The organism is Corallococcus sp. CA041A (assembly GCF_003612075.1).
GTDB lineage: Bacteria > Myxococcota > Myxococcia > Myxococcales > Myxococcaceae > Corallococcus > Corallococcus exiguus.
In genome coordinates, this window is the sequence record NZ_RAWF01000032.1 from 1 (window position 1) to 22,027 (window position 22,027).

Annotated in this window: 16 protein-coding genes; 4 read left to right on the plus strand and 12 right to left on the minus strand. The window is 68.6% G+C overall.

The features are described from left to right. The first annotated feature begins 1 nt into the window (after position 1). Positions 2 to 1,252 carry an OprO/OprP family phosphate-selective porin gene (locus tag D7V77_RS08450; RefSeq protein WP_233596761.1) on the plus strand — a complete coding sequence of 417 codons (1,251 nt, stop codon included), beginning with the start codon at positions 2 to 4 and terminating at the stop codon, positions 1,250 to 1,252. On the opposite strand, the gene D7V77_RS44630 is transcribed toward D7V77_RS08450, so the two are convergent. Then, positions 1,249 to 2,547 (minus strand): hypothetical protein, encoded by a 1,299-nt coding sequence (locus tag D7V77_RS44630; RefSeq protein WP_233596762.1) that lies wholly within the window; start codon positions 2,545 to 2,547, stop codon positions 1,249 to 1,251. The genes D7V77_RS08450 and D7V77_RS44630 overlap by 4 nt on opposite strands. 197 nt (positions 2,548 to 2,744) lie before the next feature. Here D7V77_RS44630 and D7V77_RS08465 point away from each other — a divergent pair, with 197 nt between their 5' ends. Then, entirely contained in the window at positions 2,745 to 3,350 is a 606-nt protein-coding gene (locus D7V77_RS08465; protein ID WP_120575759.1) for a hypothetical protein, read from the plus strand. Positions 3,351 to 3,398: 48 nt separating this feature from the next. On the opposite strand, the gene D7V77_RS08470 is transcribed toward D7V77_RS08465, so the two are convergent. The 8 genes from D7V77_RS08470 to D7V77_RS08510 all read right to left on the minus strand — a co-directional run bounded on the left by D7V77_RS08470 (position 3,399) and on the right by D7V77_RS08510 (position 14,628). Continuing rightward, positions 3,399 to 5,840: an Ig-like domain-containing protein gene (locus tag D7V77_RS08470; RefSeq protein ID WP_120575760.1), complete on the minus strand. Its 2,442-nt coding sequence runs from the start codon at positions 5,838 to 5,840 to the stop codon at positions 3,399 to 3,401. Between the two features lie 206 nt (positions 5,841 to 6,046). Beyond that, the gene (locus D7V77_RS08475) at positions 6,047 to 6,295 is read right to left on the minus strand and encodes a hypothetical protein (protein WP_120575761.1); all 249 of its coding nucleotides are present in this window, start codon (positions 6,293 to 6,295) and stop codon (positions 6,047 to 6,049) included. A gap of 33 nt (positions 6,296 to 6,328) precedes the next feature. Continuing rightward, positions 6,329 to 7,474 carry a glycosyltransferase family 4 protein gene (locus D7V77_RS08480; RefSeq protein ID WP_120575762.1) on the minus strand — a complete coding sequence of 382 codons (1,146 nt, stop codon included), beginning with the start codon at positions 7,472 to 7,474 and terminating at the stop codon, positions 6,329 to 6,331. A gap of 454 nt (positions 7,475 to 7,928) precedes the next feature. Beyond that, positions 7,929 to 8,399, minus strand: coding sequence for an NUDIX hydrolase (locus D7V77_RS08485; RefSeq protein WP_120575763.1), 471 nt, complete (start codon positions 8,397 to 8,399; stop codon positions 7,929 to 7,931). Continuing rightward, positions 8,396 to 9,916, minus strand: a complete 1,521-nt coding sequence (locus tag D7V77_RS08490; RefSeq protein WP_120575764.1) for a DUF2380 domain-containing protein — start codon at positions 9,914 to 9,916, stop codon at positions 8,396 to 8,398. Before D7V77_RS08490 ends, D7V77_RS08485 begins: the two co-directional genes overlap by 4 nt. Before the next feature lie 211 nt (positions 9,917 to 10,127). After that, complete coding sequence (locus D7V77_RS08495; RefSeq protein ID WP_120575765.1) at positions 10,128 to 11,471, minus strand: sigma-54 dependent transcriptional regulator; 1,344 nt, start codon at positions 11,469 to 11,471, stop codon at positions 10,128 to 10,130. Then, a complete protein-coding gene (locus tag D7V77_RS08500; protein ID WP_120575766.1) occupies positions 11,468 to 13,600 on the minus strand; it encodes an ATP-binding protein in 2,133 nt (710 codons plus the stop codon). The genes D7V77_RS08495 and D7V77_RS08500 overlap by 4 nt, the downstream gene beginning before the upstream one ends. A gap of 395 nt (positions 13,601 to 13,995) precedes the next feature. Then, positions 13,996 to 14,628: an OsmC family protein gene (locus D7V77_RS08510; RefSeq protein ID WP_120575768.1), complete on the minus strand. Its 633-nt coding sequence runs from the start codon at positions 14,626 to 14,628 to the stop codon at positions 13,996 to 13,998. Positions 14,629 to 15,070: 442 nt separating this feature from the next. On the opposite strand from D7V77_RS08510, the gene D7V77_RS08515 reads away from it, so the two are divergent. Continuing rightward, positions 15,071 to 15,577: an SRPBCC family protein gene (locus D7V77_RS08515; protein WP_158624358.1), complete on the plus strand. Its 507-nt coding sequence runs from the start codon at positions 15,071 to 15,073 to the stop codon at positions 15,575 to 15,577. A 10-nt stretch (positions 15,578 to 15,587) separates the two neighbouring features. Here D7V77_RS08515 and D7V77_RS08520 read toward each other — a convergent pair whose 3' ends face one another. The 3 genes from D7V77_RS08520 to D7V77_RS08530 all read right to left on the minus strand — a co-directional run bounded on the left by D7V77_RS08520 (position 15,588) and on the right by D7V77_RS08530 (position 20,686). Beyond that, positions 15,588 to 17,027 carry a cytochrome-c peroxidase gene (locus D7V77_RS08520; RefSeq protein ID WP_120575770.1) on the minus strand — a complete coding sequence of 480 codons (1,440 nt, stop codon included), beginning with the start codon at positions 17,025 to 17,027 and terminating at the stop codon, positions 15,588 to 15,590. Between the two features lie 181 nt (positions 17,028 to 17,208). Beyond that, entirely contained in the window at positions 17,209 to 18,975 is a 1,767-nt protein-coding gene (locus D7V77_RS08525; protein WP_158624359.1) for an Ig-like domain-containing protein, read from the minus strand. A 58-nt stretch (positions 18,976 to 19,033) separates the two neighbouring features. Then, positions 19,034 to 20,686 carry an OmpA family protein gene (locus D7V77_RS08530; RefSeq protein WP_120575772.1) on the minus strand — a complete coding sequence of 551 codons (1,653 nt, stop codon included), beginning with the start codon at positions 20,684 to 20,686 and terminating at the stop codon, positions 19,034 to 19,036. 436 nt (positions 20,687 to 21,122) lie between these two features. Here D7V77_RS08530 and D7V77_RS08535 point away from each other — a divergent pair, with 436 nt between their 5' ends. Continuing rightward, positions 21,123 to 21,950: a PPK2 family polyphosphate kinase gene (locus tag D7V77_RS08535; RefSeq protein ID WP_120575773.1), complete on the plus strand. Its 828-nt coding sequence runs from the start codon at positions 21,123 to 21,125 to the stop codon at positions 21,948 to 21,950. Positions 21,951 to 22,027 lie beyond the last annotated feature (77 nt).

Here is a 22,027-nt window from a genome sequence, read left to right on the forward strand (position 1 = left end):
GCTGTTGCTCGCCGCGCCCCCGGCCCGCGCCCAGGCGACCGAGCCCGAAAAGGCCCCGGAGCCCCCCAGCGTCCAGCTCTCCGAGGAGGGCTACATCTTCTCCACCGCCGACAAGGCCTTCGTGCTGAAGATCCGCGGACAGCTCCAGGGGGACGGCCGCTTCTATGTGGCGGACTCGGACCGGAGCGCCAACAACACGTTCCTCATCCGGCGCCTGCGCCCCTTCCTGGACGGGACGCTGTTCGGCTTCGTGGACTTCCGGCTCATGCCGGACTTCGGCGTCAATCAGCCGCTCATCCAGGACGCGTATATCGACCTGCGCCCCGTCGAGTGGCTGCGCCTGCGCGCCGGCCGCTTCAAGACGCCCTTCGGGCTGGAGTTGCTCCAGGCCAACACGGACGTCCCCTTCATCGAACGCTCGCTCACCTTCGACCTGGTCCCCATCCGCGACGCGGGCCTGCAACTATACGGCGACATCGCAGGAGGGCGCCTCTCGTATGCGTTCGCGGTGGTCAACGGCGATCCCGACGGTGCCAGCATCGACGTCAACACCGACGACAGCTTCGACCTGGTGGCCCGCGTCTTCGCCCAGCCCTTCAAGGGCGATACGGACTCCGCGCTCCAGGGCCTGGGCCTGGGCGTCGCCGTCTCCCGGGGCCTCCAGTTCGGCACGCCCTCCACCAACACCTCCACGACCGTCCTGGTGCCGCAGCGCAGCACCGGCCAGGAGATCATCTTCAGCTTCCTGAACAACGGAACCACTGGACCGACCGTCGTCGCGGACGGAGAGCACGTGCGTCTGTCGCCCCAGGGCTACTTCTACTGGGGCCCGGTGGGGCTCCTGGCGGAGTACGTCCTGTCGTCACAAGAGGTGAGCGTCGGTGACCAGCGCGCGCGCCTGCGCCACCACGCGTGGCAGGCGTATGCGTCGTATGTGCTGGGCGGGGACGCGTCGTTCACGGGCCCCAAGCCCCACCAGCCCTTCAACCCCAAGACAGGCAAGGGCGGCGCGCTGGAGATCTCCGTGCGCTATCAGGGCCTGGACATGGACGACGACGCGTTCCCCATCTTCGCGGACCCCACCCGCTCCGTGAGCCAGGCCCGGGGCTTCGGCGTCGCCACCCGCTTCGCCTTCAACCGGCGAGTGAGCTTCGCGTTGAACTACCACCACACGACCTACGTGGGCGGGGCGCTGGAAGGTGACAGGGAAGCCGAGAACGTCGTGATGTCCCGGTTCCAGGTCGCGTTCTAGGCCTCGTGCAGGTTCCGCTCCGCGATGCGAACGAGCTGGGTGACGCGCTTGTGGAGCCACAGGCCGAAGGGCTGCACGCGCTCGCGCTTCATGGGCCTGGGCAGCTTCTCCATGCCTTCGTCGAACGGGATGATGGCCAGCTCGCCCGTGGCGGACCCCACGCGGGGGTCGAACGCGAAGGACCTGGAGGTGTGCCACCCGCCGTGGAACACAACGAGGTCCTCCAGGTCCGTGTTGCCAGTGGCTTCGACGAGGTCATCCATCGCGTAGAGGTCCTCCGCCACCTCCAGGCAGCTCCAGCCACCGCCGGTGACATTGCCGCATAGGAACAGGGGCAGATCCTGGTCGGCGCTGCTGCCGACAATCCAGGTGATGGAGCCATACACGCGCAGGAAGTAATCCCAACTGGACTCACGCTTCTTCGGCTTGCCTGGCTTCGCCGTCCTCCAACGACCGATGCGCGCCTTGTGCATGCGCTTGAAGAAGGACACATGCTCCTCGGCCGTGGCGATGCGCTTCTTCTCCTTCTCCGCGTCGAGTTGCTCCGCGACGAAGTGACCCGTGGGAAAACGCTCGTGCAGGTCCTTCAGCAGCGCGATGGCCACGTCGACAGCCTCGAAGGCGTCCTGGGGCTTCGGGAAGGAGGGCCCCTTGGGCAGGGGCGCACGCTTGGGCGCGCCGGGGGCGGGCTTGGGCTCCTGATTGGAGAACCTGGCTTCGGTGAGCTCGATGTTGTGGAGCACGAAGCCCGCCTTCTCCTTGGCACGAACGCGCTGCTCGGCCCGGGCAAGGGCGGCTTCACGGCTCGCGAGGGTCGTCTGCTCCGAGGAGTCCTCGAAGACATGCTCGCCGTCCACGCAGACCTCCCAGTACTTGTCCGGAGCCCGGTGATACTGGCGGCGCGTCACGAACTTCTTCGTCGCGTTCCACGGCGCGCCGTCCTTGAAGCCCAGCTTGCGGTAGCGCGCCAGCAGGGCTTCGACGCGGAAGGTCTCGATGCGGGAGACGAGGTGCGCGCCGTTCAGCGTCCCGCGGCAGACGAGCGACTGCGCGCCACGCACCTCGACATCGACGTGAAGCAGGGTGCTGAGCCGGTACAGGGTGTGCCGTCGCTCGACGGGCGCGAGCCCCTTGAAGACGTTCGGGTCCCCCTTGTCGAGCGTACGCTCGCTCCAGACGCGCAGGGCGCCGCCCTTGTTGTAGAGCCAGACCTCGTCCTTCGTGTCGAGCTGGGGATCCGAGTACCAGATGGGCTCCCCATCGTTGAGCTGCTGCAGCCGCTTCCAATCAGGCATGGGGCCTTGTCTCACGCGCGCTCGAGACGCGTAAACCCGAAGGTGGAGCAGGTGGTAGCGGCTCAGTGTCTGGAGATCGGAGAGGAAGTGAGCCCCGAGGCCACCTTCGCAGTCATCCGGAACGCCGTGAATCCATTCTCTCAAAGACATGCTAGACTGGCTTGAGCAGTATCCGCGCAACCCGGACCCAGGAGGCGATGATGCAGCGCTTGAACCCGTGGACGGTCGTCTGTGCAGTCGGTCTGTTGATGGGATGTGGAGGAGAGCCCGAAGACGCGCTGACGCAGGCTCCCGAGGGGCAGGAGGACGGGCTCGTTTCGCAGACCATCCTCCGGCAGCTCCCGGATGGGACGCTGTCCCAGGAGACGAAGTTCATCACCCGGGAGGAGCAGCGGGCCCAGGTCGCGGCCCGCGAGGCGCTTTTCCAGCGCCGTGGCGATGGCGTCACCCAGCAGGACCTGGATGATCTGGTCGTGGATGGTGGGTGTGCTGGCTCCAGCCTCTGGCTCTTCGACCAGACGTCGCGTCAGGGCAATCAGCTCTGTCTTTACAAGCAGGTGGGGGCCTATCAAGGCTGGCTGAACCTGGGAACGATCATCCGGCGCTTTGACGGCACCCGCATACTGACGTGGGCGGGGGCTGTCCGCAGCCTCTATTCGGGCAGCCACCCGGGCAGTCTGCTGTATTGCACCGCCAACCTCTGCTACGGCAACCCTCACGAGAACTTCAATGCTTATCAGCCGCTGAACACCATTATCGGCTCCGGAGCGCAGCTGAACTGGGCCTATTTGTACGACCCTTGAGCAGGGATGCCGCGTTCGAGAGGGGGCTCCCGCGGGAGCCCCCAAGCCTCAGGGTTCGCTCTGCGGCTGCAGCGTCCAGGTGAAGACGGCGTCCGCGTAGGGGAACGTCCCGGACAGCTCGCCATTGGGCTTCGCGAGCTGCGGTGAACCCGTGTCCGTCAAGAGGATGTTCCCGGGGGCATCCTTCTCCGGACCCCGGCAGTCCGGGCCACCGCTGACGGCGAGATCCACGATGCGTCCATCACCAATCGCTGACGTGTACGAGCGCGAGGCGTGCGACAGCCAGTCCTGGGTGTCGGGATCCGGCGACTTCAACTCGTTGAAGGGGTTCATCAACATCACCCCTCCATTCGCGACCATCGCGTACTTCGTGGGCCCGTGCGTGTACCGGCAGCCTCCGGAGTTGTAGTCGACGTCGAGCGTGAAGTCGCCGCTGACCGGCATGATCATGAAGGCCCCCAGCCGCTTCGTGTGCGGAAGGTTCGGATGGTCGTAGTCCGAGGTCGCGAAGGCTCCCAGCACCTGGAACTCCACGTTCGCGTCCAGGATATGTCCCCGGCCCGACCAGCCTGCTCCCTGCAGGACCGCCTTCGTGGTGCCCTTGTACTTCCAGCAGCCCACGTTGCTGCGCTTGAGGTAGGGCGTCTTCGCCGCCTTCAGGCTCCCGCCGCCTCCGGGCTCGAACTTCGCGTTGCTGGTGATGATGATCAGGTCCTGTGCCCGCTGCGACTTCATGTCACGGCAGAGGCCCACGTACTCGTAATCGCTCCAGTCCTCCTCGTGCCACGTCCCGCTCGCGTCGTTCCAGAGCGCGAGCACCTTCACCGGATCCTTCGACTCGGTGATGTTCTTGAACCACCCGTTGTGGAAGAGCAGGGAGCGCGTGTTCGGGTCGCTGAACGTGAAGTGCTCGTAGTGGTTGGACAGGTTCTTCAGCTCGTCGTGGAGCTCTTCCTTGTGCTCGGGCGCGCCGGCCAGGTCACCCTTGATCGCGTGGGATTTCACCTTCTCCGTGAGCTGGTCCCACTTCGCGAAGGACTCCGCCTTGGCGTCGATGGGCGCCTGGTTCCAGAGCACCTTCGCGAAATCCGGCCAGGTCTTCTCCAGCTTGCCGGGGACGGAGGAGTCCACCGCGGTGAGGCTGGAGGTCTCCGTGGTCAGCTTCTCCAGCGCCGCCACCACGACGTTCGGGCCGTGCTTCTTCGCCAGGAATTGGAAGAACAGGTAGGCGCCGTAGTCGCGTGCCGCCAGCGGGCCCGCCGCCGGCGACTTGCAGTGGCCCGGGGAGCGGTCCTCCAGGGACAGGTCAGGGCTGCTCATGAAGCAATCGGCGTAGTCGTGCTCGAGCTGCGGCGCTTGTCCATACACCTGGTCGATGGCCCAGTTCGCGGTCGCGTCGCGGATCCATCCGTAGCTGTTCTGCGGGCCCTTCGTCTTGTAGGACCATTGGATGGCGTGCATCAGCTCGTGTGCCGCCGCACCCTTGAGCTCGTCATCGCCAAGCCCATCCCACAGCAGGATGTAGGTGGCGGCCTGCGTGTTGTCCAAGCCTTCCGGGAGGGTCAATCCCCGGCCGTTCATGTTGCGGGACAGGTAAAGATCGAGCTGGGCGCTTCCTCCGTTGCAGCTGTAGGCCCCGTCGGTGAGGGGCTCCTTGAGGCCCAGCGCCATCAGCTTCGGCCAGATCTCATTCTCGATCGCGTTATCGAGCAGGGCGGCCTGCTCGCGCTGACCCGCGATGGCGAACTCGAACCAGACCTTCACCTTCGCGTAGGACGGCGAAATGGAGTACCACCCGTCGGAGCTGGGCTTGCAGGAGGGCCGCTTCATGCTGCTCAGCCGGGCGTCGGGCAGGGGCGTGTTGAGCCAGCTCCCCGGGTCATCCGGGCGCAGCATGTACATCCCGAGCGCGTCCTGCATCGGCGCGGAGAGGTCATCGAAGCGCGCGTGAAGCTCCTCGAGCGGGGTGACGTCGAAGGCCGGCTCGACGCGGGCCTTGTACTGGAGGGGCAGCCGGGGATCGCTGAACGCGGCGTACACCCGGTAGGCCAGCAGCTCTTCGTCGTTGATGAGGCCTGCCTCATGCGCGGACGCCAGGACCTCGTCGCTGGACGGACGGGACGCGTCGTCCGGCATCACGATCACCGTCAGGGTCGTGCTCACCGACCCCACCTTGGCCGTGATGACCGAGCCGCCCGGCGCCACGCCTGTCACCCGGCCGCCGGCCACCGTGGCGTACGCGGGCAGCTGGGAGGACCAGGTCACCTGGAAGTTCTGGAGCGCGTGGCCGCTGTCGTCGAGCGCCTGGGCGGCCAGGGTCAGCGATTCGCCCACCAGGAGCGTCGCCCCGTTCGGCGAGAGGGTGAGCGCCGCGACCTTGTCGCTGTCGTCGTCCTCCCCAGGCTTCGGATCGGGTTCGGTGGAACCGCAGGCGAGGACGAACGTGAGCAGGCACAACGCGAGCCGACGGGCTCCATGAAACACAGGCATTTCCAGGCCTCGAAGTGTCGAGCCGCGGAGTGCGGACTACAACAAGTCTTTATCGCCATGACCCCAGGCGAAGTTTCTTCAGGGCATGGATTGACGTCTGTCGTTGCCTGGGAGGCCACAGTTGCCTGACAGGCAACAACGGGCGTTGCGGGGTTGGCGGTTGCGGCACGCTCGTCGTCCACATCCGCAGCGGCTCCGCGGAGGGCCTAACAGGAGGTGCGGATGTCGTAGATGCTCGAAATCTGCCCCCAGTGGATCCAGTCCCCGCAGTCGCACCCGCGCTCGCCAATGACCCAGTTGTTGGCGTCGTAGTAGGTCCTGACGTTGGTCGGGCTGGTGGCGCAGTCCGGGAGCGGCGCCTCCTGCGAGGTCAGGTTCGGCTCCTCCTCCTGCTCCATGGGACCGCCACAGCCCACAGCCATCGCCAGCAGACCGCCAATCAGGAACGTGCGCATGCGTCCTCCGTGAAGGTTGCCGCGCAATCATACTCAGATGCGTCTGTCGTTGGAATGCTCGGCGTCTGATTCTGGTGTCGCTGTCGAGGAGCGTGCCTGGTTGTAATGAATTGCAGGGGGCGTGGACAGTTCCTCGGCGAGCGCCGCCAGCACGCGGGCGCCGGTCCGGTCCGTGAAGCGCTCCCGGGCAAAGCGCAGGGCCTCGGTGGCCAGCCGTTGTCGCTCCTCGGGGTCGTCCAGGATGGAGCGCAGGGTGCGTCGCCACTCCTCCACGTCCCCCATCTCGACGAACCAGCCATTCGCTCCGTGGCGGATGTAGTCCTCGGTCCCGATGCACCGCGTGGCCACCACGGGAACGCCCAGCGCCATGGCCTGGATCAAGGTCATCTGTCCGCTCGCCGTCTCTCGGTTGTTGACGGGGATGGCCACCAGCTCCGCCTCCGCGATGATCCGCAGGTAGTCCTGCTGGGGGATGCTGGTGAGGACCTTGACGTTCGGAGGCACGGGCCCGGGTGGGAGCGCATGCGGGTGCGCGACGATGACGAGCTGCATGGACAGGCCTTCGACGGCCCGCAGGAGGGTGCCGTAGTCGCGGCCCGACGAGCCCAGCGCGGCGATGTAGCGCGGTGCCAGCCCGAAGTCCTCACGCGCTCCGCGGAAGTCCTCCGCCTTCAGCTCCGCGCCGGTCAGGTGCGTGAACTGGAAGCGGGACTTCGGCAGGGCGAAGACGCGCGCATAGACCGAGCGCTCGTGCCGCGTGTAGACGAGGCACCGGTCCACGCCCCGGTACGCGAGCCGCGACAGCCACTTGCGGAGCCCCCGGTACTCATGGCCGCAGTTGAAGTACCAGATGACGTGCGGGGTGCGCACGAAGGTCAGCAGGTTCACCAGCCCCACGGTGAAACCCACCTGTGGGAAGGCCGTGACGATGAGATCCTGGGGATGCCGGGCCAGCTCCCGCCGGGCCTTCAGCGCCAGGCGGAAGAACTGCCACCACTTCTTCCAGGGCGTGCGCTTCCGGGTCGAGTCGACAGCCTCCTCCAGGCCCACGTAGGAGCACTCGAAGCGCTCTGGCGGGAGGAACGCGCCCAGCCACCGCCGGTCCTCGCGGAGAAACCAGGCAACGAAGAGGACCCGCACCTTCGCCGGGTCCTTCGTGCCGTCCTGGAAGTGATTCATTCGGTGCGCCCCGGGCTGGATTTCACCGGAGGCAAGAGCACGAACCGCGCCGCCGCCACGAGCACGAAGCCGGGGCGCGAGCGTGTCTCGGCTGTCTCAAGTTGAGATGAAAAGCGTCTCGAAAACGGAAGCGCGGACGCCGGGCGGCCTCTTCCTCATGCCTCTGGACGGCATTGTGCCGCAAGGCGATGGGGCGGGACCGCGGTGCCGTCGAGGGTTTATCCTCAGGGCCGTTCAAGACATGGTTCGAGTCCGGTCAAGGAGCACATTGCGTATGCCGAGCATCGCTGAGCAGGTGATCCGTGACGCGCTTCGAGTTGGACGAGTTGATCCGCCGCCAGGGTCTCTCAGTGGCGAAGTCCGCTCCAAGCCAGACACATTGATGAGGACGGGACCTGAACCCGTTGGCCAACGGCGGCTCCTTCACTGTGACTCGAAGGGCCGCTGCTTCCGGTCAGGCTTCCTCGTCGGGGAGGAGCGTCCGGAGAAGCTCGTCGTCGGGGCCGAGTGGACGCCAGCCAGCAGGGGGCGGATTGGCGAGGAGCGACGTCCTGCATTGGCGTGCGCGCTCCTTATGCGTGTCTGGGGTATAGGCAATCCAGGGGCCAACCGCCTTGGCAACCTTGAATCGGTTGTCGTCATCCAACACGGCCGGCCAACCATCAGGGATGCTCCCCCACAGCTCGCGCACAAGTTGTCCCCGCACCAAGCGGGTCACTTGCTTACTTCGCACCGCTTCAGCCACCAATCCATCGTACACCTGAATTCCGGCAACGTCGTCCGGACCCAGCTCCTCGGCCAGCGCCACCAACGATGCGGTGGGCCGGGCCTCGGCAAAAGCCGTGACTGAGTCGTAGCCCCGCTCGCGGACGCGCTCATACAAGCGGGCCTTCCAGTTCTCCCGCCATGAACGTCCGTCGGTCATCGGCTCCTCCCTTTCGTGAACGTGATTGGGACTCTGTAGACCTTCATACGCTCGACGACGATGTCCAGGACCTGATTCCGCGTCAACCTCCGGCCCGCCGTGATCTCAGCTTCGTGCAGAGCCTCCATGATCAGCCGATTCCACTCGCCGGGCCATGTGCGTCCCAGCTTCCAGTTCCCCCCACCGTGAATGGCTTCGTGGTGGGCCTGCTCCATCCGGACGCAAAATTGGTCGATGTCCATGTCGCCCTTGAAGCCGCGCTGCTCGAACCATCCGCGGTGCTCTTGCGGCAGCACATGGTGCTTGGGCGCATCCGACATGCCCGCTCCCGTCCTGCCCGTCACCTGCATGCCGCGAACCTCCGGGCTGTCCCCCAGCGCATCGCGCACGCCCTTGGGCAAGTCCTGGTGCGCCTGGGCCATCGTGACCTGTCCGCCCTGGATGAGGACGGCCGCGCCGGCGGCAGGCACGGAGATGACGCCCGCCTGCACGAGCCTTCGCATCATCTCCACCCACTCGGCGGAGACCACCAGCCGCGAGCCCACCATGACGCCTCCCGAGCTCATTACGAGGCCCACGCCCAGCGTCACAGGGGCCGAGGGCGGCACGCGTGGCATGGCCATCTTCATCGTGGAGATCATCGTGACCATCTCCACCGCCTGCATGGCCGCGATGACCCGCCCGCCCAACTTCATGGTCTCGCGGGTCTCCCGTTGGAACGTGTCGAATTCACGCGTCAGCTTCCCCATCAGTTCCGGCATCGCGGTGGTCGCTGCCTCCACCCGCTCCGGGTCCAGTGAGGCGAGGTCCGTCAGCGTGGGCTCCATCAACCCCTGCACGCGATGAAGGTCCACGAAGAGCTTCTCGGCGCTGCACATGGGGCAGTTTCTGAGAATGGCGTCCGCGAGGTGGAGGAAGTCCACCCAGGTGGCCAGCAGGAGCGTCCCGAACTGAGCCGCCTGGAGTTTTGATCCCGTCATGCGAAGCAGGCCCAGCTCCATGTCCGTGTCGCCAACTTCCGAGGCCGCTTCCGTCAACGTGGTGGCGCTCCCAAGCGCGCCATGAAGCCACGTCACCTGCTTGGATCCCTGGTCGAGGTAGCGCGTGAAGACGCCAGTGAGGCTGAAGCCCCAGAGGTCCGGAGGGCGGGCCGCCAGCCTGGTGAACGCGGCCTCGACGCTGCGCAAGGAGCCCTTCACGTCTTTCGTCGCGTCGAGGACTGCCTGCCGCGTCAATGCATTGCTCCGGCTCCCGCCCCTGACAGCGCTGTCTCCCACGGTGGTCACGTCGTCACGCGGCTGCTGGCGGCGCAGGAGCCGTTGCTCGGGCCCGGAGAGGACGCTGGGGAGAGCGTTCCAGGCGCGCGGGAGGTCATCGTTCGGAGCCTCCACCCACGCGGGCGAGGAGTCCTCTCTCGGCGCATGGCTCAAGCTTCGGCGGCGCTCATACGCTTGTGGCATAGAGGCGCATCCCGAGGCCATCAGCACCAGGGCCAGCAAGAGGGCATCAGCGCGCATTTGAAGTTGCCCCGGTTTCGTGGAGTCTCTCCCTCCACCATCTCCACGGTTCCGCACGCTCACTCAGCGTGAGCCCCCTCCTCTTTGCTACTTTCATGCTGACAACCTCTCAACCGGGACGAACTCAGGGTTTTACACTCACCGGTTGAATGTGCCGGGCCTTTAGTGGCGAGGAGTACGGGACTTGAACCCGTACCCTCTTTCGTGACCGTCAGCCTCCCTTGTGCTGCCAGCCCTTGAGCTTCGCGTAGAGCGAGCTGCGTGAGATGCCCAGCTTCGTCGCCGCGCGCTCCACGTGGCCGCCCTCGCGCGCCAGCACGCGCTCGATGTGGCGGTGCTCCAGCTCCTCCAGCGTGAGGTCCTCACCCAGCGGCTCCTCCGTAGGGAGCAGGGACTCGAAGCGCAGGGCGCTGCGCGACAGTCGCGACGTGCCGGACAAGAGCACCGCGCGCTCCAGCACGTTGCGCAGCTCGCGGATGTTGCCCGGCCAGCTGTAGGCCATGAGGGCTCGCTCCGCGTCGGGCTCCAGCTCCACCTGGCCGCGGCCGCGGTGCGCGCCCATCTCCGCCAGGAAGTGGCTCGCGAGCACCGGCACGTCCTCCGCGCGCTCACGCAGTGGCGGCACGTGGAGGATGAGCGTGCTGATGCGGAAGTACAGGTCGCTTCGGAAGCGCTTCTCTCGCGCGGCCAGCTGCAGGTCCTGGTGCGTGGCGGCCACGAGCCTCACGTCCACGCGCCGGTCCTTCACGTCGCCCAGGCGCCGGAAGCGCTTCTCCTCCAGCACCTTGAGCAGCTTGGGCTGGACGGCCACGTCCATGTCGCCCACTTCATCCAGGAACAGCGTGCCCCGGTCCGCCACCTCCAGCAGGCCCGGCTTCGCGGCCACCGCGCTGGTGAAGGCGCCCTTTTCGTGGCCGAACAACTCCGAGTCCAGCAGGTCCTTGGACAGCGCCGCGCAGTTCAGGTCCACGAAGGGGGACTCCTTGCGCGGCCCGCCTTCATGCAGCCAGCGCGCGAGCACGCTCTTGCCGCTGCCCGTCTCGCCCGTGACGAGCACCGGGCTGTCGCTCTCGCGCACGCGCTCCGCCTGGTCGCGCAGCGCGCGGATGGCGAGGCTGTTGCCCAGGAAGGGGTCCACCTGCGTGCGCACCGCGCGCGAGCGGTCCGCCAGGAGCCGCTGCCGCTCGCGGCGCTGGGCCACGAGCCGCTCCAGCACCACCTTGAGCACCGCCAGCTCCAGCGGCTTGGTGAGGAATTGTTCGGCGCCTTCCTTCACGGCCTGCACCGCCAATTCGATGGAGCCGCGCCCGGTCAGCACCACCAGGGGCACCGCCGCGTCCATCTCCTTGAGCCGGGGCAACAACTCCAGCGCCGTGCCGTCCGGCAGGCGGTAATCGATGACGGCCACGTCGGGCCGGTGTGAGCGGAAGCCCTCCTGGGCCTCGGCGACGCTGGTGGCTTCATCCACGTCGAAGCCATGCTGGGTGAGGTATCCCTTCATACCCAGACGGACGCCGGGCTCGTCGTCCACGAGCAGGATGCGGGTGCGGGTCATGACACCTGTGACTGCGGAGTTGGGCCGGTGTGAACGGCGGGGAAAAGGGCGGGCAGCAGGATGGTCACCTCCGCGCCTCCCTGGGGGTGATTGGACAGGCGAATGCGCCCCTGGTGCTCCTCCAGGATGCGCTGGACGATGGACAGACCCAACCCGGTCCCTCCTCGACGCTTGCTGAAGAAGGGCTCGAAGACGTGGGGCAGGTCCTCGCTCTTGAAACCGGGCCCTCCGTCGTGGACTGTGCAGCGCACCCAGGGGCGCCCCGCTTCCTCCACGGCTTCCGCCGTCACGTGAACGGTAGTGCCCTGGGGGGAGTGCTGCACGGCATTCTCCACCACGTTGCGGAAGACATGGAACAGGCGGCGCGCGTCCATGCGCACCTGGGGCAGCGCGTCGGACACCTCGCGCTCGAGCGTCACGGCCGCCTTGTCGCTCGTGAGCGTGCAGGCGGACAGGGCTTCGAAGACCACCGAGCCCACGGCGCCGTCCGTCCACTCGCCTCGCGTGGGGCGGCCGTACTCGAACAGCTCCTGGGTGAGGTGCGTGAGGCGGCGCACCTCGCCGCGCAGCACTTCCAGGTAGGGCTTCAACTCCGGCTGGGCGCCGTAGGTGGCCTCCACCGCGTCCACGACGGCGGAGATGGAGAAGAGGGGGTTGCGCACCTCGTGGGCCACGCCCGCGACGATGGCGCCCATGGCGGCCATCGTTTCACCGCGGCGCACGTGGGCCTGCAGCTCCAACAGCCGGGTGACCTCGGTGGCCACCAGGATGATTCGAGGGTCCTCGCTGGCCTTCTCGTCCACCCAGGCGGCCGACACCTCCCAGGTGCGCCCGGACTCCGCGTCGTGCACCTCGCGGCGGGTCCTGCCGTGCGTCGCGCGCAGCTCCTCCACCAGCGGACCCGCGCTGGACCAGGGCGGCGCCTTGGCGGTCGCGCAGAGCGGCTGGCCGGAGGGGTCCGCCTCCTGGAAGAGCACGCGGGCCGCTTCATTGAGCCGGTGGATGATGCCGTCCGCGCTCAGCACCAGCAGCGGCGAGGACACCGCGTCGAAGGTGCGGCGCCACTCCGTCGCGGAGCGGCGGAAGCTGTCGTTCAACCGCTGGCGCAGTTCATCCGCGAGCCGCCGGTCGGTGACGTCCGTGACGACGCAGCCCAGGTGCACGCCACCCCGGGCATCCAGACCGGAGGCCGCGGCGCGGCTGCGCACCCAGCGCACGCGCCCGTCCGCGCAGATGATGCGGTGCTCGATCTCCACCTCCGTGCTCGGGGCCAGGGCCAGCGACTCGATGCACTCGCGGTAGCGAGTCCGGTCCTCCGGGTGGATCATCTCCGCCCACAGCGGCGAGGGCGTGCCTTCGCGGCCGCCGCCGGTGAAGGCGCTGGCCGGATAGCCGGTGGTGCGCTCCACGACAGGTGTGCAGTAGAAGTCCCGCAACACGCCGTCCCGCAGCTTCCCACCCCACAGGTAGTCCGGCAGCGATCGGGTGAGCACGTCCAGGCGCCCCTCGTGCTCCTGGAGGGATGCCTCCGCGCGCACCCGCTCGGTGACCTCCGTCAGGGACGCGATGACGCCCAGCACCGCGCCGCCGGAGCCGCGCACGCGCGAGTAGCTCCCGAACCAGAAGCGCGCCTCGCCGGGCGCGGCGGGCGTCTCCACCTGGAGGCCGAGGTCCTGCACGGGCGCGTCGGATTCCAGCGCCAGGGCGAGCCGGGGCGCGAGCATCGTGCCCAGCTCCGGCAGCACCTCCGAGACATGGCGGCCCAGGTGCGCCTCCACCGGCAGGCCGTTCATCGCGGCGAGCGCGGCATTGACGTGCACGTAGCGCAGGTCGCGGTCGTAGAACGCGAAGCCCACCGGTGTGATGTCCATCACCGCGTCGCGCAGCGCCCGCGCGTCATCCGCCTTGTCGAGCAGCCGGGCGCAGTCACGCTCACTCCGGGCCACCGCGCGAAGAGCGGCCACCGCGCCCGCCACCGCCAGTCCGAAGGCGCTCGCCACCAGCAGGGCGATGCGGACACCCGCTGACTGGCTTTCGCTCCAGGCCGCGACCAGGCCCATGAGCACCGCGCAGGCGGTGGCGATGGCGGCGATCCGGAGCGGTGTGGACGTCGAAGGGAGCGTGGACATGGCGCGCGGCGAACGCGCATCAGTCTATGGTTTCCTGCATCCTGAATGCATTGTTTGCGTTGCTTCCTGGAACCGTCCAACGCAGACGTTGGACGAAGGTCCAGGACGGGGTGCAAGCCATTCTCTTCAAGTGAACAAGAATGGACTGCCGGTATGTCAATGTTGTGGAGAGCCACGAGGCGGGCGGGCGCTCTCCCGCCGCGCCGTACGGGTCAGCACGGGCTGGCGGTCACGCGATGATGGTCGGCGGCCCCGGATGGTTGGGGTCATGCGCCGGTGGGTCCTGGATGCCCGGCTCCACCTCCGGGTCCTGTAGGGGCGGAGGGGGTTCCCGGCGTTTGGGCTCGCCCGGAGGTGGATCCTTCTCCGGCACGGGCGGCCGGGGCGGATCAATTTCAGGCGTGGGCTTCGGTTCCGGCTCCTTCACCGGCTTCGTGGGCGGATTCGTCTGTGGATTCGTCGGCATGTGCTTCCACACTGCGCATGCCGCTCCCCCAGGGAACCGCCGCGTCCGCCTCTCCCGGAGCGGGTGCCTGGTTTTCGACAGGTGCGGTGGCGTCCTCGCGACGGGCGTGGGCCCACACCTCCACCACCGGCTCGATGCGCGGGGTGAGCTGGAGCATGGAGCTGGGGAAGCATCGCGCCGGCAGCCGGGCGAAGAGCTGGCGCGCGTCCTCCGCCTCCCGTGGACTGCCCACGGCGACGTGCGGCCGGACGATGAGGTCGGTGAAGTGGGCGGCCTCGTCAGGACTCCCGCTCACCAGCCGGGCCGTGGCGGAGCTCTGGTAGAAGAGCACGCCCACGCCCGCCTCCCGGGCTCCGTCCAGGAACGCGTGCAGCGTGCGCCCCTCCACCGCGCCCACCAGCAGTGCCTCCGGGTCCCACCGCCCGTCCACGGGCCCGTCTTGCTGGCCGCACAGCGGGCGGCCAATCGGAACGGGGGGCGCATGGTCGCTCGTCAGCACCGCGCCCCGGTCCCCCTGCCAATAGAGGCGCGTTTCGTACTCGGTGATGGAAGCGGAGGTCATCGGGCATCTCCTCGGCGAAGGGGGGGCATGCACCATGCGCCTTCAACAGCCATGCCCGGGCAATGCTTCACATCCCGCCAGACCCTGCCCCGCGGGGCGAGTCCCCCCAGGTGGGCCGGTGATCGCGGGGCCACACGCAGACTGACCCGGGATGCGGAGCGCTTACAACAGCCCTTTCGGACGATTCCGACTCCGCTGCCGTTGCTCCACATCACGCGCCTCAATGCCTGACATGGGGGGCGGCATGAATGCGATGCGACGCGGTGGGGGATCGGGTCCGTTGACTGTATGGCTTTACGAGGGCTTCCAGGGCCGTACGGCCTGAGGGGAGCGTGCTCTCCCCGAGGGGCACGCCCTACGCCTGGAGGCCCGCCCGTGGACGGTGGGGCGCCCTCCAGTCGCATGGCCGCCCTGGGGGCGGAGCCCCTTCTTGAGCATGTCCATGCACGAACGACCTGAGGCACTGATGGCCGAGGCCTATGCGAGTCAACTCATCCAGGCACCCGCGGACGTGGTCTGGGACCGCGTGGGAGGCTTTGACAGCCTTCCCCGCTGGCACCCGGGCGTCGTCACCAGCGAGCGGGTGACGCGTCCCGACTCCGCCGGCCCCTTGCGCCGGCTCACCACGCGCGACGGCGAGGTGTACCTGGAGGCGCGGTTGGCCTACGACTCGCATGCGCGCAGCTACGCGTACGAGATGGTGGAGGGCGCGCTGCCCGTGCGCGACTTCGTGGCGAAGCTGCGGGTGACGCCGGTGACGGCGACCGGGCAGACCTTCGTGGAGTGGCACGCGACCTTCAGGCTGGCGCCGGGTCACGAGGGCGAGGCGGCGGCGCTGAGCCAGTGGATCCGCGAGGAGTTCTTCGCACGGGGCCTGCGGGGACTGGCGCACACCTTCCTGCCGCCTCCGCCCCGGGTGTCGGCGCCGGAGCTGGAGTGGCGGCGCTGAGCGGCGGCGTTCACAGCCGCTGGAGGAAGCGCAGCAGATCCTTCTTCTGAGCGGGGCTGAGGGACTCCGGCGGCCCGCCCGGGAACTCGGGCGGGTGCACCGGCAGCGCGCCCACGGAAGGGATGCCCGGGAGGATGAAGCGGCTGTAGGTGTCCACCGTCTCCGCGAGCGTGGCGTGGCTGTTGTCGTGGAAGTACGGCGCGGTGCGGGCGATGCCGCGCAGGGACGGCACGTCGAAGGACTCGAACTCCGCGGGGTCTCCGCTGATCAACGCGCGCCCGGGGTCGGTGGAGTACCACTGGGCCGCGAGCGCGGGGCCCACGATGGGCGCGCCGTTCTCATCCAGCGCGGGGTTGATGTCATCCGGGTCGCCGCTCGCGGTGACGGGGATGGGGGGCAGATCCGTGACGGCGTGCTGGCGCGTGCCGTCCGTGTAGAAGCGGAAGCGGTACTGGGGGAAGTCGACGGACGTGTTGTAGAGGGGCACGACGCCGCGCTGACCCAGGTAGGTCATGTATGCGTAGCCGGCGTTGAGGAACTCGCTGTGCGGGCGGGGTACGCGCACGGGTTCGGCCGTGCCGCCGGGCGTGACGGTGTACTGGATGTTGCCGTCGGGCTTGAGCGCGTAGAAGAGCGCGTCGTGCGTGGCGCGGTTCACGACGCGGTTGCGCGTGCGGTCGCCGTGGCAGGCCTCGCAGGCCAGGTTGTAGACGTCGCGGCCGCGCCGCTCGGACGCGTCGAGCAGGAGCAGGGCGTCCGGATCCGGGATGGCGCTCAAGGGCCAGCCGCGCTCCAGCAACTCCGAAACGAAGCGGGCGCGAGGGGAGCTGAACACGCCGCGCTCGAACGCGGCGATGCGCTGGAGCACGGCCGGAGCCACCGTGCCGCCCTGGCTGTGGCTGGTGACGGCGCTCTGGGCCTGGGTGACCAGGTCGGTTTCGCGGCCGTCGAACTGGAAGGGGCCGGAGAAGCCGGTGTCGGCGATGCTCGGCACGCCGCGCCAGACGGACACCTTGCGGTCCGGGGCGGTGATGACGTTCCCCTGAACATCGATGACGTCCATGTTCGCGGGGAGGGGGAGCACCACGCGCACCAGGCCCTTCTTCAGGTGCTCGTAGGTGGGCACGGGGGCGGCCGGGTCATCCGCGTCGATGCGGTTGAACAGCGGATCCGCGGGGCTCCGGGCCCAGAGCGCCTCCACGTGCGCGGGCTTGAGCGCGGTGTCGTCCGCGAACACGTGGCACGTCGCGCAGGAGCGCCCGTTGGTGCCGGGCAGGGCCTCCTGGAAGTGCTTCCTGCCGGCGGCCGCCTGGGCCACGGACGCCAACTCCGCCTGGGACGTCACGGGCCCGGCGGTGGCTTCCACGTTGGCCGCGGTGTCGGTGCAGCCCGCGAGTCCGGCGAGCGCGAAGGCGCCCAGGGTGCTCGCGATGAATCGATGACCTGCCATGTGTTCCCCTCCCGGTTGCTGCGATGGGAGGGGAACACCGCGCGCCCCGTTTTGTGTCACCGCGAAGGCGCGCGGGAGGGAATGCCGTCAGTCCTTCCGGAGCCAATTGGGCCGGTGCTCGAACGTCCGCGGCTGGAGCCCCCGGAGCAGCTGCTTGAAGACGTCCTCCCAGGGAGCAAGCTCAGGACTTGCGGCGGCGGGCGCGCGCCATCAGGCCCGCGAGCAGCGCGCCGACCCACATGGCCGGAGCAGGGGACGTGGCGCCGCATCCCAGTCCGCCGCCGAGCATCTCGTCGTAGGGCGTGCCGCCAATCACTCCGGGGTCGTTCGGATTCTGACCACCGCCGGTGCCCGGGCCCGGGTCCGTGGTGCCGCCGCCATCGGTGTTGCCGCCGTTGCCGGTGCCGCCATCGGTGTTGCCGCCGTTGCCGGTGCCGCCATCGGTGTTGCCGCCGGTGCCGCCGTCAGTGCCACCGCCGGCCGGGGTCATCTCCCACGTGTAGGTCGCCGCGGCGCCGACGTTGCCGGCTGCGTCCACCGCGCGGACCTGGAGTGTGTGCGTCCCGGGAGCCAGGTTCTCCAGCGTGATGTTCGCCAGACAGTCCTGGAACTCCAGCCCGTCCACGCTGCACTGGAACGTGGCCAGCACCTCATTCGCCTCGAAGCCGAAGGAGGCCACGGTTCCGGCCAGCACCGGCGGCGGCGACGTCACCACTGAAGCCACCGGCGCCACCGTGTCCACCCTCCAGGTGTGCACGGCCGGCGTCAGGTCCGGCACCCCGTTGGGCGCGACGGCGAACACGCTGAACACGTGCACGCCATCCGCCAGGCCCTGATACGCCGCCGGGTCGGTGCAGGGCGTCGCGAACAGCGCGTCCAGGTTGCACCGGAAGGTGGCGCCCGCGTGCTCCGACGTGAAGGCGAAGTTGGCGCTGCTGCTCGGGCTGAACAGCGGCGGGCCCGCCACGATGCGCGTGTCCGCACCCGTGCTGTCCAGCGTGAAGGCGACGGTCACGGGCAGGCTGGAGTTGCCCGCCGCGTCCGTGGCCGACGCCGTCAGGAAGTGCACCCCGTCCACCAGCGTGCCCGGCACCGCGACCGTCCACTGGCCCGCGACATCCACCTCCGCCGTGCCCACCAGGACGCCGTCGATCATCAGGCGCACCACCGACCCGGGCTCACCCCGGCCGCTCACCTCCGAAGGCGAGACGGCCACCGTCGCGCCCGGCGTCACCGACGTCACCCGTGGAATCGCCGGCGCCACCGTGTCCACCGTCCACGAGTAGGTCGTGGCCTCCGTCTCCTGGTTGCCCGCGGCGTCCCGGGCGCGAACCGCCAGCGTGTGCGGCCCGTCCGCCAGCAGGAGCGTCAGGTACGGCGAAGCGCACGGCAGGGCCAGGCCGCTGTCCAGCGCGCAGGTGAACGTGGAGTTCGGCTCCGAGGACTTGAAGGCGAACGTCGAAATCAGGGCGTTGGTGAAGGCCGGCGGCGTGGACGTGAAGGTCGTCTTCGGCGGCGTGAGGTCGATCGTCCACGAGTAGGTCGCCGGCGTGGGGTCCGTCAGCAGCCCGAGCAGGTCCTTGGAGCGCACCAGGAACTGGTGCGGGCCCTCGGCCAGGTTCGTGAAGTCGCGAGGCGTGCCACACGCCACGAAGTTGTCGTTGTCCAGCGCGCACTGGTACGACACCAGCAGCGCCGACGAGCCGAACGTGAAGCGCGCCGTCGTCTGTACGGTGGAGAGCGCCGGGCCGCTGAAGATGACCGTCTCCGGCCCCAGGTTCAGGATGCTGAACGGCACGCTCGCCGCGGGGGGCGCGTCAGGAAGCGCCGCGGCCAGCTGGCCCGGAGACACGGCGGTGGTGAGCGGCGCCGCTTCGGCGGTCGCACGCGTATTCAGGCAAAGCGCGGCCAGGGCCCCCACGAGGAGGCGACAGGAAGAGGGAGTCATTGAATTTCCTTGAAAGAAGGATGCGGTGAAGGGGTTGTGAGAGGGATTGGGCCGCGGCTCAGTCGCGCGAGACGTTGCCGGAGGTGGGCTCCGACTCGATGTGGAACTCCACGCGGCGATTGAGCTCACGGCCGGACGAGGTGTCATTGGACGCGACGGGAGCGTCCGGGCCACGGCCGGCGGCCATCAACCGGTCCGCCGGGACACCGCGCATCGCCAGGCACTGGACGACCGCGGAGGCGCGTTGCTGGGACAGCGTCCGGTTGGTCTCCGGACGGCCGCGCGAATCCGTGTGGCCCTCCACCAGGATGTGTTTCAACTCCGGGTGGCTGATGAGCACCTTCGCCACCTGGTCCAGCAGGTTGAACGAACGCGGCATCACGCGCGCCTCGCCAGAGGCGAAGTAGACCTTCTCGCGGATCTCCAGCCGGTCCTGGGTGATGACCACCCGCTGCTTCTGCTTCGCCGGGCAGCCCTGGTTCGACGCGGGACCGGCCACCATCGGGCAGTTGTCCACCACGTCCGCCACGGCGTCGCCGTCGTTGTCCGCCTCCGGGCAGCCATCATCGTCGAGGAAGCCGTCGCGGTCCTCGGGGTCCACCGGGCAGTGGTCCTTGGCGTTGGCCACGCCGTCGTTGTCGTCATCCAGGTCCGGGCACTGCTCCAGCGAATGGCTCTGGTTCGGGGCGCACACGTCCACCACCGCCACCGGCGGGGCCACCGGAGCCGGCTCCGGAGCTTCGGTGACCACCACCGGGGCGGGTGCGGGCGTGGGGGGAAGGGCTTCCGCGATGCGGGGACGCATCACCGGCTGGACCGCCTGGAGCGCGGACACCGACAGGCCGGCCATCACGCGGAAGGCGGGCGTGCCCGGCGCGGTGCCCAGGCCGGGGCCGCCCAGCGCGAACACCTCCATCCGGGAGCCCAGCGCGTAGCGGCCTCCCGCCAGCAGCTCCATGGGCATGGGGCTGTCCGTCAGGGGGACCGCGGAGCGCAGGCCCAGCTCGCCGCGCAGCTTGTGGCCCGTGGTGGCCACGGTGGCCGCCCAGGGCAGCTCCGAGCCGACCGCGTTCGAACCCACCGCCGTGCGGTTGCGCAGCCGGACGCCCGCCTCCAGGCCCAGCACCACCGGACCCACCGTGCGGCCCGCGGACACGCGCGGCGTCACGTCCCAGCCGCCGCTGCCCTGGAGCGCGTCCTTGTTGCCCACGGGCAGGCCCACCGCCAGCTCCGCCGCCAGCGACACCGGCGCGGACGCCTCATCCAGGAGCCCCAGCCGGCCCTGCAACACCGGCGTCCCCAGGCCCCACGACGAGGGGGACGTCATGCCCACGTTGGAGAACCCGCGCGTGCCCTGGTGGGCCATGAGGGGGAGGATGGCGCCCACCTCGAACCGCTTGCTCACCGTATAGGTGCCCGCCAGCTGCACTTGCGTGCGCGACCCGACGAGCGAGTCCATCCGCTCTCCATCGCGGTAGAGCGTGAGCGGCGAGCGCTCGTAGTGCGCCGCCAGGGCCAGGCGCAGCTCACCGGGCTCGCGCAGGCTGCCCGCCGCCGTGCCGAGCGCGGCGCGCGACGTGGGGTTGAGGCTCAGCCGCTCCAGGTCGAAAGCAGGGGCAGTGGTCGAGGCGGCGCTGGCCAGGGAGGGCAGCAGGGCCAGGGTGGACAACAGACGAAGGCGGGTCGGCAGGGGCATTGAAGTTCGAAACATCTGGCTCTCGTGATGTGGCGGGTCGGGCTGGCGACAGGGGGGAACGAAAGCTGGACGGGCAAGATGAGAACTTGTGAGGAATTGATTTCTGGAGACTTGTTTGGACCGCCAGGGCAGCTCTTGAGCCTGGTTTTGCCGCTTGTCGCGGAGGCAATCGCAAGCAGTGAAACAGCCGCATTGCTGGAGTGTGACTGGATTCGGGGGGCTCGCGGAGCACCTGGCGGGGCGTCTTGTCTGGATTCAAGAACCAGGATCTGGAAACTGGACAGCCTGCCGGCCCAAGAGGGAGGCGGCACGCTGTCCTGCCGCCACCACCTGTGCCGGATGCTCCTTGAAAGGTTCGACTCGGACGTTCTGCCGCCGTCCTGGTTCGGAACGGTGTGAATCCGCCTTCGCTCAGGGCACGCTTGCGCCCACACCAGGAGCGAAGGGGACCATGGACATCATCCGCAACGACAAGCAGGGCGCGAAGGTGAAGCTGGAGCGCACCCCCACGGGACCGCCGAAGAAGACGGACAAGGAGGTGGCCAAGACGGAGTTCGACGTGCTGGGCGAGGAGCTGTTCGATCTCCAGGACCTGCTGTGGGGCGCGAAGATGAACTCCGTCCTCATCGTCCTGCAGGGGCGCGACACCGCCGGCAAGGACGGCACCATCAAGCACGTGGTGGGCAGCCTCAATCCGCGCGGGGTGAGCGTCACCTCCTTTGGTGTGCCCAGCACGGAGGAGCGGGAGCACGACTTCCTCTGGCGCGTGCACTGCAAGACCCCGCGCCTGGGCGAGTTCTCCATCTTCAACCGCTCCCACTACGAGGACGTGCTCGTGGCGCGGGTGAACAACCTGGTGCCCAAGGCGCTCTGGAAGTCGCGCTACCAGCACATCCGCGACTTCGAGACCCTCCTCTGGGAGCACGGCACCATCATCCTCAAGTTCTTCCTCCACATCAGCCAGGAGGAGCAGGAGCAGCGGCTGCTGGCTCGCGAGGAGGAGCCGCGCAAGGCGTGGAAGATCGCCGCGGGCGACTGGGAGGACCGCAAGCACTGGGCGGACTACACGCGCGCCTATGAGGATGTCTTCGCCCTCACGTCCACCGAGCAGGCGCCCTGGCACCTGGTGCCCTCGGACGCCAAGTGGTACCGCAACCTGGTGGTGGCCCGCGCCGTGGCGGAGGCCCTGCGCCCCTACCGTGAAACCTGGCAGGCCCGGCTGGACGAGGTGGGCAAGCAGAAGAAAGCGGAGCTTCGCGCCTGGCGTAAGAAGCGCTGACCCGGCCGTGACATGGGGATGGGACAACGCTCGCGGTCATCCGTCCCGGTGTGTCGCCGGGCGGGCACCGCCGGAGC

Bases quoted from the DNA above. Each gene is read 5' to 3' on its own strand.
- D7V77_RS44630 (WP_233596762.1), bottom strand. From the start codon at position 2,547: ATGCCTGATTGGAAGCGGCTGCAGCAGCTCAACGATGGGGAGCCCATC.
- D7V77_RS08465 (WP_120575759.1), top strand. From the start codon at position 2,745: ATGATGCAGCGCTTGAACCCGTGGACGGTCGTCTGTGCAGTCGGTCTG.
- D7V77_RS08470 (WP_120575760.1), bottom strand. From the start codon at position 5,840: ATGCCTGTGTTTCATGGAGCCCGTCGGCTCGCGTTGTGCCTGCTCACG.
- D7V77_RS08475 (WP_120575761.1), bottom strand. From the start codon at position 6,295: ATGCGCACGTTCCTGATTGGCGGTCTGCTGGCGATGGCTGTGGGCTGT.
- D7V77_RS08480 (WP_120575762.1), bottom strand. From the start codon at position 7,474: ATGAATCACTTCCAGGACGGCACGAAGGACCCGGCGAAGGTGCGGGTC.
- D7V77_RS08485 (WP_120575763.1), bottom strand. From the start codon at position 8,399: ATGACCGACGGACGTTCATGGCGGGAGAACTGGAAGGCCCGCTTGTAT.
- D7V77_RS08490 (WP_120575764.1), bottom strand. From the start codon at position 9,916: ATGCGCGCTGATGCCCTCTTGCTGGCCCTGGTGCTGATGGCCTCGGGA.
- D7V77_RS08495 (WP_120575765.1), bottom strand. From the start codon at position 11,471: ATGACCCGCACCCGCATCCTGCTCGTGGACGACGAGCCCGGCGTCCGT.
- D7V77_RS08500 (WP_120575766.1), bottom strand. From the start codon at position 13,600: ATGTCCACGCTCCCTTCGACGTCCACACCGCTCCGGATCGCCGCCATC.
- D7V77_RS08510 (WP_120575768.1), bottom strand. From the start codon at position 14,628: ATGACCTCCGCTTCCATCACCGAGTACGAAACGCGCCTCTATTGGCAG.
- D7V77_RS08515 (WP_158624358.1), top strand. From the start codon at position 15,071: ATGCACGAACGACCTGAGGCACTGATGGCCGAGGCCTATGCGAGTCAA.
- D7V77_RS08520 (WP_120575770.1), bottom strand. From the start codon at position 17,027: ATGGCAGGTCATCGATTCATCGCGAGCACCCTGGGCGCCTTCGCGCTC.
- D7V77_RS08525 (WP_158624359.1), bottom strand. From the start codon at position 18,975: ATGACTCCCTCTTCCTGTCGCCTCCTCGTGGGGGCCCTGGCCGCGCTT.
- D7V77_RS08530 (WP_120575772.1), bottom strand. From the start codon at position 20,686: ATGTTTCGAACTTCAATGCCCCTGCCGACCCGCCTTCGTCTGTTGTCC.
- D7V77_RS08535 (WP_120575773.1), top strand. From the start codon at position 21,123: ATGGACATCATCCGCAACGACAAGCAGGGCGCGAAGGTGAAGCTGGAG.